This window comes from Streptomyces sp. SDT5-1, from assembly GCF_052245995.1.
Lineage (GTDB): Bacteria > Actinomycetota > Actinomycetes > Streptomycetales > Streptomycetaceae > Streptomyces.
Genome location: NZ_CM125963.1, coordinates 6,290,461 through 6,303,192, shown reverse-complemented (window position 1 = coordinate 6,303,192; position 12,732 = coordinate 6,290,461). Strand labels below are relative to the sequence as shown.

Annotated in this window: 7 protein-coding genes; 1 reads left to right on the top strand and 6 read right to left on the bottom strand. The window is 69.5% G+C overall.

Annotation, left to right across the window (positions count from 1 at the left end; translation table 11 throughout):
- Nucleotides 1-3: 3 nt before the first annotated feature.
- The 3 genes from ACTWJ8_RS28965 to ACTWJ8_RS28955 all read right to left on the bottom strand — a co-directional run bounded on the left by ACTWJ8_RS28965 (nt 4) and on the right by ACTWJ8_RS28955 (nt 5,916).
- Nucleotides 4-2,757, bottom strand: coding sequence for a bifunctional glycosyltransferase/CDP-glycerol:glycerophosphate glycerophosphotransferase (locus ACTWJ8_RS28965; RefSeq protein ID WP_443260659.1), 2,754 nt, complete (start codon nt 2,755-2,757; stop codon nt 4-6).
- Complete coding sequence (locus tag ACTWJ8_RS28960; RefSeq protein WP_443260658.1) at nt 2,754-4,475, bottom strand: stealth family protein; 1,722 nt, start codon at nt 4,473-4,475, stop codon at nt 2,754-2,756. The genes ACTWJ8_RS28965 and ACTWJ8_RS28960 overlap by 4 nt, the downstream gene beginning before the upstream one ends.
- A gap of 394 nt (nt 4,476-4,869) precedes the next feature.
- Complete coding sequence (locus ACTWJ8_RS28955) at nt 4,870-5,916, bottom strand: hypothetical protein (RefSeq protein WP_443260657.1); 1,047 nt, start codon at nt 5,914-5,916, stop codon at nt 4,870-4,872.
- Between the two features lie 380 nt (nt 5,917-6,296).
- On the opposite strand from ACTWJ8_RS28955, the gene ACTWJ8_RS28950 reads away from it, so the two are divergent.
- Nucleotides 6,297-7,391 carry an LCP family protein gene (locus tag ACTWJ8_RS28950; RefSeq protein ID WP_443260656.1) on the top strand — a complete coding sequence of 365 codons (1,095 nt, stop codon included), beginning with the start codon at nt 6,297-6,299 and terminating at the stop codon, nt 7,389-7,391.
- Between the two features lie 11 nt (nt 7,392-7,402).
- Here the strand turns inward: ACTWJ8_RS28950 and ACTWJ8_RS28945 are convergent, their stop codons facing one another.
- The 3 genes from ACTWJ8_RS28945 to dxs all read right to left on the bottom strand — a co-directional run bounded on the left by ACTWJ8_RS28945 (nt 7,403) and on the right by dxs (nt 12,575).
- Nucleotides 7,403-8,896, bottom strand: coding sequence for an ArnT family glycosyltransferase (locus tag ACTWJ8_RS28945; RefSeq protein ID WP_443260655.1), 1,494 nt, complete (start codon nt 8,894-8,896; stop codon nt 7,403-7,405).
- 74 nt (nt 8,897-8,970) lie between these two features.
- On the bottom strand, nt 8,971-10,488 hold the full coding sequence (locus tag ACTWJ8_RS28940; protein ID WP_356378513.1) for an amino acid permease: 1,518 nt from the start codon (nt 10,486-10,488) through the stop codon (nt 8,971-8,973).
- 164 nt (nt 10,489-10,652) lie between these two features.
- Entirely contained in the window at nt 10,653-12,575 is a 1,923-nt protein-coding gene (gene dxs / locus ACTWJ8_RS28935) for a 1-deoxy-D-xylulose-5-phosphate synthase (RefSeq protein WP_356378510.1), read from the bottom strand.
- Between the last annotated feature and the right edge of the window lie 157 nt (nt 12,576-12,732).

Below are 12,732 nucleotides of genomic sequence, written 5' to 3'. Positions count from 1 at the left end.
ACTTCACTGATCCGACCCCCGGACGAGCCGGTCGATCGCTTCGAACGCCCTCGCGTTGTTCCGCTGATCCCGGTACTCGAAGAACTTCTCGACCCGGCGCAGATACTCGGGCTCCCTTTCGCATCCGCGCCGCACGTAGCGGATGACGTGGTCCACCACCTCGTCGGCGGTCTCTCCCACGGGCCCGAAGCCGTCGCGACGGGCATCGAAATACCCCTTCTGGTAATGCCCGTCCCAGTACTGCTCGGCGTCGAACTGCGCGTACACCAGAGGCGTGCCGAGATAGGCGACGTCGAAGGCGGTGGAGGACCAGTCGGTGACGAACAGGTCGCAGCGCCGCATGGCGTCCTGCACGCTGGTCCTGTTCTGGTCGAGGATCCGGACGCGGCCGTGGTCCGGCACCATGTCCCCGACCATGGCGCGCATTTCGTAGTGCGGCAGGAACTCCAGGGTGAAGTCATGGCGGTCCAGCGTTTCCAGGAGCCGCGGGTGGTTCAGGAAGCAGGTCATGAACTCCCGGTAGTCGGAGGCGAGAAAGCGGTCGCGTGCCGCCTTTCTCGCCTCTCGCCCGCCGCCGTCCCGGGCATAGGAGGCCACGGTCAGATAGGCCCGCCAGGTCGGCATGAAGAGAATGCGACGACCACCCCGGTCGGGGGTCAGCGCGTCGAAGCGGGGGAAGCCGATCGCCTCCACCTGTCCCTCGTAACCGAGTTCCTCCGACAGGAACCAGCCTTCGTGCCGGCTCACCGCGAGGATGAGGTCGACGCCCGTTCGATTGCGGTGCAGCCCCTTACTGACGTCCTTGTCCGTCACCCCGTGCTGGAGAAAAACGCGGCGGGCCCCGACTCTCCAGTTCAGGTGCTTGAGGAAGCGGGTCCTGTCCCAGCCGTCCGGCAGCATGTAGGTGTCGATGTCGTAGGCGTTGATCAGCGCGGAGGCGTGCAGCATCAGCATTTTGTGCTTCCAGGAGCTGTGCGCGACGACATGGCCGAGGCCCTTCAGGCGGGCCCGGTCGGCGGCGCCCGCCCTGATGACGTAGTACGCTCCCCGCCTCTTCTCGACGGTGCGCACGTGCCGGAACAGGTGCCAGCCGTTGTCCTGGGCCGTGTCGCCTCTCTCTCCGAACAGCCAGATGTTCCTGCCGAGGACCAGCGGCTTCAGCGGCATCGTGAGGAGCCGGAGGAGACGCTGCTTCCAGAACGGCCGGCGCCGCAGTACGTGCTTGGCGTCCTTGGCCAGCAGCCCGCCGAGGAGCGCTCTTCGGCCCGGGCGCCGTGCCGCGCCGAGAACCATGAGGATCGCGCGGTTCTTCCCCTTCCAGTGCGGAACGACGCGTGTCCCCCGGTGCCGTACGACACGTGCCCCACGGAGATAGCCCGCGGCGACCAGGCAAGGAGTGACCGCCTGTCCGCTGTCGGTGTCGAGAACGAATTCGAGGGAATGCACGCCCCGGCGCAGGGAACCGAGCGGCACGTCCGCGATGAACCCGCCCCACTCCGTGTCGGGGCGCGTGTTGCGCAGATCCCGACGGCGGACCTGCGTGGCGGGCACGCTGAGGCGACTTCCTCGAACGCGCAGCCCGAGGCGTGCGGGCAGCGGCCCGACCAGAGGCATGCCGCCCACCTCGAACCGTCCGGCGATCCGGAGCGTCGAGGTTCCCGGCACCCGCCGGACGTGCTCCAGGTGGGCCGTGAAGGGCGCGGCTTGCGCCAACACCGCCAGTCGATCGGGCAGTTCGCTCGTGAGGTAGGGGCGCCCTTCCCGTACCGACACCTCGCGCAGCCTTGCCTCACGGTCGGCGAACAGCCCGAAGTCGTCGGTGAGAAACGCCAGGTAGGCCACCCGGTGACGCGCGTCGGCCGTGGCACGGACGATCACGTCCGGCGCGATGTTCCAGTACACGGCCCGGCACCGCGCGTAGATCTCCGCCAGCTCCGTCCCGTGGAAGAGGGTCGGCGCCCGGAGCGCGAAGCCCTGGTAGCTGCGCACGAGGAAGAGGTCGAGCACGGCACGCGAGGACTCCGGCAGCCGGGTGCCCAGCTGCCGGAGGTACTCCACCAGCTGGAGGTGGTCCCAGTAGTTCTGGCGGCGCGTCCAGATCGCGTCCATGGTCGAGTCCCCCGCGGCACGCTTGCGGTACCGGTAGACGCAGGCGTCGACCAGGGCGAGGCGGGAGGCGAGGACGAGCGCGGGCACCCCGACGTAGGCGTCCTCGAAATGCACGCCTTCCGCGAAGCGGATCCCGTGGGAGCGCAGGTAGGAGAGGTCGAAGAGCTTGTTGCACGCACTCGCGCTGTGCACCAGTTCGGGCACCTCAGCCACGCCTGCGCACGTTCGGTCGCCCTTGCCGAAGAGGTCCTTCCAGGCCCAGTTGGTCGTCTTGGGAAACGTCTCCATCGCGCCCACCACGACCTCCGCGCCGGTCGTCAGCGCGGCGTTCAGCATCCGCTCGATGGAGGTCGACGGCAGGACATCGTCGGAGTCGCAGAACGTGATGCGGACGCTGCTCGCACGGTCCATGCCGACGTTCCGCGCGGCGCCGGCCCCACCGCCGTGGCGGACGAGGGCCGTCACATTGGGGTGCCTGCGCGCGAAGGCCTCGCAGATCCGGTACGAGTCGTCGGTGCTGCCGTTGTCGACGAGGAGCACCTCGCAGCGGTCGAACACCGTCTGCGCCTCGATGGAGTCGAGACACTCCTGGAGGTACTCCTGCACGTTGTACACCGGCACGACGAGCGTGACGTCATAAGGGTTCATGCGTGCCGGGGCTCACTCGCGAGGATCTGCTCCCGCTCGGCCCTCCGCCCCAGGACAGGAGTGTCCTCCGTGTCCTCGTAGGGGCTCGGAACAGGGAAGTAGGCGTTGAGGAATCGCGCCAGCATCTCCCGCTGTCGCACGGGGTCGGTGGCCTCCACCGTGTCGTTCAGGCAGAAGGTGTCCATGTTCCGGTGGGCGAGCAGCGTGTTCAGGCGACGGTCGGCGAGTTCGGCCGAGAGATCGATGTAGCGGTACTGGATGTCCCCCACGGTCGCCCGGGCCGAGTGATAGGCGAAGTAGTGATGCAGAGAGGAGGCGATGGGCACGTCGCCGGGCGAGCGGAAGCGGGAGTGCTGAGTGACGGCGTGCTCCTGCGGGAAGGTGTCCTCGATCTCCTGGAGCACACTCCTGCGCAGTGCGTGCGGTGTGTGCTTCATCTTCTGGGAGATGGCGACGCCGAACTTCTGCGCGATGAGCCACCGGCTGTTCTTCCCCGCGGCGTTGACGGGGAGATCGTCCGGGGACACTCCTCCGCCAGGTATCAGCGCGGGCGAGGTGAAGAACTTGCTGATGCCGTTCGGGTGGAAGAACTGTCCTGGCGTCACCGCCCGCCCGAAGAACACGTCGTCGTTGAGGTAGAGGAAGCACTCGGACAGACCCGGTACGTGGTGCAACTGGCTCTCGATGGCGTGCGAGTTGAACGTGGGCAGGGCCCTGGGGTCCGAGAAGATCTCCCGGTGGTCCACCACTCGCAGATTCGGGTGCTGAAGGTTGAGCCAGGCCGGCACCTGACCCGCGGTCACGAGATGGATGTTCCGTACCCAGGGCGCGTTCTGGTGCAGTGAGCGCAGGGAGTAGCGCAGCTCGTCGCGGCTGGTGAACCGTGAGTCGTTGGCCGCCTGTTCATGCAGTGCGGAAACGTCGAGGTCCCCGCGTACGCGGTCCCGCGAGGCCCGCCAGACGGGGTCCGAGTCGTCGACCCACGTGTAGACGACGTCGATGGGGAACTGATGATCCTCGGGAAGCGGGACCGCGAACTCTGCCAGGGTCCGCGCGTCCCCTGTGTGGTAGGCGGGCGGTATGGCGCTGAAGAGGCTCTGCGGCGCGCTCTTGCGGACGACTCCCGACGGAACCGTGTCGATGACCCGGTTCGGGCGCGGAGCCCGCAGCTCCCCGTCCCGCTCCGCCCACACTTCGAGGTCGCAGCCCGTCGCCGCGCCGAACACCAACTGTTCGGTGGGATCGCACACGTACCAGGCCAGGCGCAGCACCTTGTGCTTGCGCAGTTGGCGCCAGGACCGCTCGTCGTCGCCGGGTTCCATGCGGGCCTCGCCACCACCGGCCGGCCCCACGTACCCGGGGGCCTGCTCGAAGGCGATCTGCAGCAGCTCCTCGACACGTGGGCGGTCCGCTGCGGGGATGGCCACCGCGGGCAGACCACTGGCCGTGCCCCGTACGCAGAAGTAGTCGACGCCCGCCGCCTCCAGGACGGAGACGGCGATGCTCAGGTTTCGGGCCCGGGCCGCCCAGTCCGTGGCGCCTTCGACCATCAAGGCGTGCATGTGGCGGCGGCCCACGCGGACGATGCGGCGGCTGTGGGCGGCACTGTGCCGAGGTGCCTTGCGTTTGCCGCCCATGGCCCAGACCACCGTCGCGGACCGCACGGAGTCGGCCGCGGTGAGCGAGGACTTCACGACCTTACGGACCGGGGTGGGCACCCCGCGGACTATGCGCTGTCGTGCACCGACCGGGACCGTCGACCGGTACGCGGAAATCAGCGCGCCGGATTCAGGGTTGTTCGAGCCCCCCACGAACCATCCACCCCCAGCGGCCCGCGCGCTCCGGGAAGCGCACACCGCGTCGTGTGTCCCCCTGAACCGTGCAGATCCGCTTTTCCTCGTGCAAAGGCCCTTTGCCCGCACATCACGGCGATCACCCACACATCGGGGATCCATAGAACTTTCACATAATCGTTTCGCGGAAGTCCAGACCTGGACACCTGACGATCACATGCGGTCGCGTGACAATCGCCACCTGACACGCGTACAACCATTTCCATCCCTGGACTTCCAGGGTGAATTGCGGTAGAGGGATCGCGCGAAACGTGCTTGCTCAGTTGCCCGGCAGGCGGTCCCAGTCGGACAGGGCGAGCCCGGGCTCGGGCCGCTGACGGCTCACCAGAACCTCGCCGCCCGCGGCGACGGCCGCCATGACGACCCGGCCCCGCCCGTCCAGCGCGAGCGCCGGCGCCCCGGTGCAGGGCAGACCCGTGTCGGTCCACCACAGGCCGGCGGCTTCACCGCCAGTGCCGCAGATTCCGTACACCGCGGTGCCCGTACGCCCGCGATGGGCCACGACGGTGCAGTCGTAGCCGTCGATGCCGACGCGCAGCACGGCGTGCGCGCCCTCCGCGGGGTCCCCGCCGAGCGGAAAGGCCCATTCACCGGGTCGCTGCGCGTACATGCCCGTCCCGGTCTGCTCCGTCCAGTACGCGGTGAAGACCCCAGGGGCCGTCTCGAGAAGCGCGGCCGAACCTGGCACGGGCGCGGGCCCGAGGTCCTGCGCGCGCCGCAGCTCGGCACCCTTCTCCGGCTGCATCCAGTGCATGACCGACCGGCGTCCTGGCGCCAGGAGCTGGATCAGTCCGGCCGAGGTCGCCGACGCGGCCATCCCGCCGACGACCTCACCGCCGCGCAGATCCTTCCACGCCTCCCAGGCCCCGCTCTTGGACTCCCGTCGCAGGAGAACTCCGCCCGGGCCACCGGACACGAAGACGTGAACCGTGCCCTGGCCGTCGACGGCGACAGTCGGAGTGCCCAAGGTCGCCGCACCCTTCGGGTCGCGGTACGGGTTGCCCAGGGACCGCCAGTCCCCCAGCGTGCGACCTGTCTGATACTGCACGGCGTAGAGCAGATCGACCTTGGGGTCGCTCGCTCCCTGCCGCCTCTCCCTGCGACCGACGAAATGCACGTAGCGATTGGCGCCCTGCCCCACGGTGAGCGCGGTGAGTCCCTCGACGCGGATGAAGTCCGGGCTGCTCCACCGCCCGCTGCCGACGGCCTTCTCCGTCCAGCGGTGCACCCCTCCGTCGACCATGGCGAACACGCTGAGCCGGTCGTCGTTCCCGCGGACCAGCCACGACCCGGTGGCCGCTGCCATAGCGGGCCTTCGCGGAACGGATGCCGTTGCCTCGAAACCAGCCGGGGACCGCCGATCCACCGCCTGCGCACCTCTGCCGCGCATGCCTGCCGCCCCTCCCACGCCAGCCCCGGTGTCCACAGATGACTCCAGAATTCGCCACATCATATGCACACTCGAACAAGGCACCGACTGCTCCACTCACCGTCCACCGACGGGCGGCCGGGCCTCCACGGAGCCGAAGTCGCGCGGCGTTCCGGGCACTTCAGTCATACGCGTTTTCGAAGACATGTCTATAGTTCGGTGCTACCAAAGCGTCAGTCGAGCAGCACCGACCCGGCCCCTCACGGGAGCGGCCAGCTGCTCCTGCCCCCTCTGGGCACGAGTTGCGAGGACCCGCCGTGAGCCATGACCTGGGCACACCTGTACCGACATCCCACAGAGCCGACTCCAGTACGCGGCGCAGCCGCAAGGCTCCGAAGAAGAAGCGCCGCAAGGGACGGATCGTCCTGCTGACGCTGCTGGTGCTCTTTCTGGCGCTCGGCGGCACCGGATACTGGCTCTACAACGACCTCAACGGGAACATCGACGGCGTCGACCTCGACAAGGCGATCGGGACCGATCGGCCGGAGAAGTTGCCGACGTCGGGGCAGAACATTCTGGTGCTGGGGTCCGACTCGCGGGCCGGGGCCAACGGCTCGCTCGGGACCGGCAAGGTCGCAGGCGCGCGGTCCGACACCGCGATGGTGCTGCACATTCCCGAGGGCCGGTCCCGGGCGACCGCCGTGAGCATCCCGCGGGACACCCTCGTGACGCGGCCCGCGTGCACCAAGGCGGACGGCGGCAGCGTGGCGGCGGCGCGGCGCGTGATGTTCAACTCCGTGTACTCGCTGGCCGGTCCGGCGTGCGTGGTCAAGACCGTCGAGGCGATGTCCGGCGTGCGCATGGACCACTTCGTCGAGATCGACTTCGCCGGATTCAAGGGCCTGGTCGACGCCATCGGCGGGGTGACCGTCACCGTCGACAAGCCCATCCACGACAAGTCCAGCGGGCTCGACCTCACCGCCGGCACGCACAAGCTGGACGGCACCCAGTCGCTGGCCTTCGTCCGCACCCGGCACGGCGTCGGTGACGGTTCGGACCTCGGGCGCATCGGGTTGCAGCAGCAGTTCATGATCGCGCTGCTCAGCGAGATCAAGCAGCAGGACCTGCTGGGCAGTCCCACCAAGACGTACAAGATCGCGGACAGTCTCACCGCGTCGCTGACCACCGACGACGGGCTCGCCTCGCTCACGAAGCTCGCCACCTTCGGGCGCAGCATGCGGGGCGTCGACCCGTCGACCATGGAGACGATCATGCTGCCGGTCGCGTACGACAAGGTGGATCCGAACCGCGTCGTCGCCGCGCAGCCGCAGGCCGACACGTTGTGGAAGGCGATCCGCGGCGACCGCGAGATCCCCGAGTCCGCGAAGAAGTCGCCGGCGCAGGGCGGCTGACCGACAGCCGGCTATGCCCCGGCCCGGCCCGCGTGGACGCGTTCGTAGACCACGGCCCCGTCCACGCGGGCCACTTCGTCGTACCCGTCCAGGATGCGCCGCAGCGACGCCACCCGTCCCGGCCCGTACGCCTCCCCCCGTGAATCGTCGACGATCATCGACGGTGGACGGGTTCGGAGGTCCGAGTGGAAGGTCGGCCAGCTGCCCGGCACCCCGTACCGCTCCCCCACCCTCCCCCCGTCCCGCCCCCCGCTGTAATTCGTCAGAAGCCCCGCCGTCAGGAAGCGGGTGGACGGCGGGCGGTTCGCGAGCCAGTACGTTTCCGGGTGCATGCCCCAGATCAGGACCCGGTCGTCCGGGGCCGTGCGCGCCGTCACCGCGGACGCCACGCGTTGGGCGTGGGTGAGGTCGGAACGGGGGGCCAGGAAGCCCCACGTCGCGAACAGCGCCGCGCCGCACGCCGTCGCCGCCACCGAGCGGCGCAGGTGTTCGCGCGGCAGGACGTGCAGGGCCAGTGTCGCCAACAGGGCCAGGGGCGGCACCAGTTGGAGGTAGTAGTGGCCGAAGAAGTGGAAGCCGAAGATCACCGCCGCCGTCGATGACGCGAGCCACAGCCACAGGTCGCCGCAGCCCGTTCGCGCGATGCGCAGCACCCGGAGGATCGGCGGCAGCACCCCGGCGCACGCCGCGGCCAGGATCGCCGCGTTCGTCAATCCCCTTACGAGGACGTGGAGTTCGGAGCCGCTGATCGAGGCGTAGGCTCCCGAGCCCGTCACCGTCCAGAAGAGGAAGCCGGTGGGGGTGGTGGCGAGGGCGGTCGCCACGATCGGCACCGCCGCTGCCGTCAGGAGTTTCAGGGCGGCCGTGCACGGACGGGGAGAGCGGCAGCACAGCCAGAGGGCCGGGAGCAGCATCGCTCCGCCTGTTTGTTTCGTCAGGAAGGCGGCTGCCACCGCCACCCCGCACCACGTCCATCTGCCGCGGTCCGCGCACCACATCGCCGCCGCGGTCCACGGCAGCATGAACACCTCGAACGTCGCCGCCTGGGTGTCCTCCGGGTTGAGGCCGATCGACAGCAGCAGGTACAGGGCGCCCGCCGTGCGGCCCGCCCTGTCGCCCCAGCGGCGGCGGGCCAGGGAGGCGAGGAACACCGCCGTCAGGACGTGCGCCGCCAGGGCGCAGACCCGCACCGGGGTGAGCGAGTCGGAGCCGAAGAGCGCGAACACCGACTCGTAGAGCCAGGGGACGAGCGGGGGTTTGCGGTCGACGACCGTCTCGTAGAGCGAGCCGCCGTGCGCCAGCATGCGGGCCTGGACCGCGAGGTAGCCCTCGTCCGGGTTCCAGAGCGGGCGGGCGAAGGACGGGGCGTGGGTCGCGCAGGCCAGGGCCGTGAGGGCGAGGAGGAGGCGCGGCCAGTAGTGGCGGGCCGGGCGGGCGCGTATCGAGGAGCGGGCTCGCTGCCGGAGTGCGTACGGCGGTCGGGACGGGGGCGCCTCGGTGAGCATGACGCAAAGCTATCCGCCCCCGTATGTCCCGATTGGGGAGGACATGCGAGGGCGGGAGGACGGCGGGGCGCGGACTACCGCGCGGTGCCGCGGGCCGCGCGGCTGTGGCGGCGGCCGTAGACGAAGTAGATGACCACGCCCACCACCATCCACACGGCGAACCGCAGCCAGGTCTCCACCGACAGGTTCAGCATCAGCCACACCGAGCACGCCACCGAGGCGATCGGCAGGAACGGCACCCACGGCGCCTTGAAGGCGCGCGGCAGGTCGGGGCGGGTGCGGCGCAGGATCAGGACGCCGAGGGCCACGACCACGAAGGCGAACAGGGTGCCGATGTTGACCAGTTTGGAGAGCTCTTCGAGGGAGATGAAGCCTGCTACCAGGGCCGTCAGGAGGCCCAGGATGATCGTCGAGCGGTACGGGGTGCGGAACTTGGGGTGGACCGCGCTGAAGACCGGCGGCAGCAGTCCGTCGCGGCTCATCGCGAAGAAGACGCGGCTCTGGCCGAGCAGCAGGATCATGCAGACGGTCGTCAGGCCGATCACCGCGCCGAACGAGATGAGGCCCGCCCAGAACGGGTGGCCGACCGACTTGAACGCCTCCGCGAGCGGGGCGCTCGGGTCCAGCTTCTTGTAGTTCTGCATGCCGGTGACGACCGCGGCCACGGCCACGTACAGGACCGTGCAGATGGCGAGGGAGCCGAGGATGCCGCGCGGGACGTCCTTCTGCGGATTGCGGGTCTCCTCCGCCGCCGTCGCCACCACGTCGAAGCCGATGAACGCGAAGAAGACGACGGCCGCGGCGGTGAAGATGCCCATCACGCCGAAGCTGGACGGGGTGAAGCCGGCGATGCCTTCGAGGAGTGTGGCGCTCAGTCCCGAGCCGCTCTTGTTGTCCTGGGCGGGCGGGATGTACGGGGTGTAGTTGCTGGAGGTGATGAAGAAGGCGCCGACCGCGATCACGATGAGGACGACCGTGACCTTGATGGCCACGACCACCGATGTCACCCACGCCGACAGCTTCATGCCGATCACGACGACCGTCATCACGGCGATGACCAGCAGGAACGCGGCGATGTTGAAGCTGAAGCCGTCGTGGCCCGAGCCGGGGCCCTGGAGGGCTGCGGGCAGCGGGATGCCCCAGCTGTCGAGCAGGGACTGGACGTAGCCGGCCCAGCCGACGGACACCGTGGCGCAGCCGAGGGCGAGCTCGAGGACGAGGTCCCAGCCGATGATCCACGCGGGGAACTCGCCGAGGGAGGCGAAGGCGAAGGTGTACGCGGATCCGGCGACCGGGACGGTCGAGGCGAACTCGGCGTAGCAGAGCGCGGCGAGGGCGCAGACCACGGCGGCGACGACGAAGGAGATGGTCACGGCCGGGCCCGCGTAGTCCGTCGCGGCGGTGCCCGTGATGACGAAGATGCCGGAGCCGATGACGACGCCGACGCCGAAGACCGTGAGGTCGAGGGCGGAGAGGGTCTTCTTGAGCTTGTGCTCGGGCTCCTCGGTGTCCTGGATGGACTGCTCGATGGACTTGGTCCTGAACAGGCCGTTGCGGCTCCGCTCCGGGCCCGTCTGTGGCTGGGTGCTCACCGGCTACCTCCGTAGGCTTCTTCGTCCCATGATCGAGACGAGTGGCCTCCGGCGCGCGGGTGATTCCTGCTTTTTCATACGAATGGGGCCGGACGGGCCCCCTTCTGGGGGACCGCCCGGCCCCATGTCACGCGGCGGGGCTCGCCCCGGCCGACGCGAAAGCCTCAGTCCCGCGCCGGCTCCACCGTGGTCGACGGAGTCTCCTCGTAGCGGCCGTCCAGCTTGGAGACGAGGCCGGTGACCTGGCGGGCGATGTCCGGGGCTGTGAGGCCGATCTCGGACATGATCTCCTTGCGGGAGGCGTGGTCGAGGAAGCGCGGCGGGATGCCGAAGTCGCGGAGCGGGACGTCGACGCCCGCGTCGCGCAGCGCCTGGGCGATGGACGAACCGACGCCGCCCACCCGGGAGTTGTCCTCGACGGTGACGACGACGCGGTGACGCTCGGCCAGCGGGGCCATCGCCTCGTCGACCGGCTTGACCCAGCGGGGGTCGACGACGGTCGTCGTGATGCCCTGCTTGTCGAGGAGGTCGGCGATCTCCAGGCACATGGGCGCGAGGGCGCCGACCGAGACCAGCAGGACGTCGGGCTTGTCGGACTTCGGCTCGCGCAGCACGTCCATGCCGCCCACCTTGCCGACCGCCTCGACGGCGGGGCCGACGGCGCCCTTGGAGTAGCGGACGACGGTCGGGGCGTCGTCGACCTGGACCGCCTCGCGGAGCTGGGCGCGGACCTGGTCGGCGTCGCGCGGCGCGGCGATGCGGACGCCGGGGACGACCTGGAGCAGGGACATGTCCCACATGCCGTTGTGGGAGGCGCCGTCGGTGCCGGTGATGCCGGCCCGGTCCAGGACGAAGGTGACGCCGCACTTGTGCAGGGCCACGTCCATGAGGAGCTGGTCGAAGGCGCGGTTGAGGAACGTCGCGTAGACGGCGAAGACCGGGTGCAGGCCGCCGTGCGCGAGGCCCGCCGCGCTGGTCGCCGCGTGCTGCTCGGCGATGCCGACGTCGTAGACCCGCTCGGGGAACTCCTCGGCGAACTTCTTCAGGCCGACGGGCTGGAGCATCGCGGCGGTGATCGCCACGATGTCCTCGCGCTCGCGGCCGAGCTTCACCATCTCGTCGCCGAAGACGGAGGTCCAGTCGGCGCCGGAGGCCTTGATGGGGAGGCCGGTGTCGGGGTGGATGGGGCCGATGCCGTGGAAGCGGTCGGCCTCGTCCTGGAGGGCGGGCGTGTAGCCGCGGCCCTTCTCGGTGAGGCAGTGCACGATGACGGGGCCGCCGAAGCGCTTGGCGCGGGTGAGGGCGGACTCCAGGGCCTCGATGTCGTGGCCGTCGATGGGGCCGACGTACTTGAGGCCGAGGTCCTCGAACATGCCCTGCGGGGCGATGAAGTCCTTGAGGCCCTTCTTGGCGCCGTGCAGCGTCTCGTAGAGGGGCTTGCCGACGACCGGGGTGCGCTCCAGGAGGTCCTTGCCGCGGGCGAGGAAGCGCTCGTAGCCGTCCGTGGTGCGCAGGGTCGCCAGGTGGTTGGCGAGGCCGCCGATCGTGGGCGCGTAGGAGCGCTCGTTGTCGTTCACGACGATCACGAGCGGGCGGTCCTTGGCCGCGGCGATGTTGTTCAGCGCCTCCCAGGCCATGCCGCCGGTGAGGGCGCCGTCGCCGATCACGGCGACGACGTGGTCGCCGCGGTCCTGGATCTCGTTCGCCTTCGCCAGGCCGTCGGCCCAGCCGAGGACGGTGGAGGCGTGGCTGTTCTCGATCACGTCGTGCTCGGACTCGGCCTGCGAGGGGTAGCCGGAGAGGCCGCCCTTCATCTTGAGCCTGGAGAAGTCCTTGCGGCCCGTGAGCAGCTTGTGCACGTACGACTGGTGGCCGGTGTCCCACAGGACCTTGTCCTTGGGCGACTCGAAGACGCGGTGCAGGGCGATCGTCAGCTCGACGACTCCCAGGTTGGGGCCGAGGTGGCCGCCGGTCTTGGAGACGGCGTCGACGAGGAAGGTCCGGATCTCGTCTGCCAGCTGGTCCAGCTGCTCCAGGCTGAGCCGGTCCAGATCGCGCGGTCCCGTGATGCGGGTCAGCAGCGGCACCCGTGCCTCCTTGCGTAGAGCTGTGAGTAGCTGGTTGAGCTGTCGAGCTTGTCGGGCCTGTCGAGTCTAATGTTCCGTCACTGAAAGCGGCGTCCGGGCCGTGCGTTCCACGTCACGCCCTCGTCACGAAATCGCACCGGCCCCGGCGGTTCCGTAC

Coding starts and splice junctions, on each gene's coding strand:
- ACTWJ8_RS28965 (WP_443260659.1), bottom strand. CDS start 2,757: ATGAACCCTTATGACGTCACGCTCGTCGTGCCGGTGTACAACGTGCAG.
- ACTWJ8_RS28955 (WP_443260657.1), bottom strand. CDS start 5,916: ATGGCAGCGGCCACCGGGTCGTGGCTGGTCCGCGGGAACGACGACCGG.
- ACTWJ8_RS28945 (WP_443260655.1), bottom strand. CDS start 8,896: ATGCTCACCGAGGCGCCCCCGTCCCGACCGCCGTACGCACTCCGGCAG.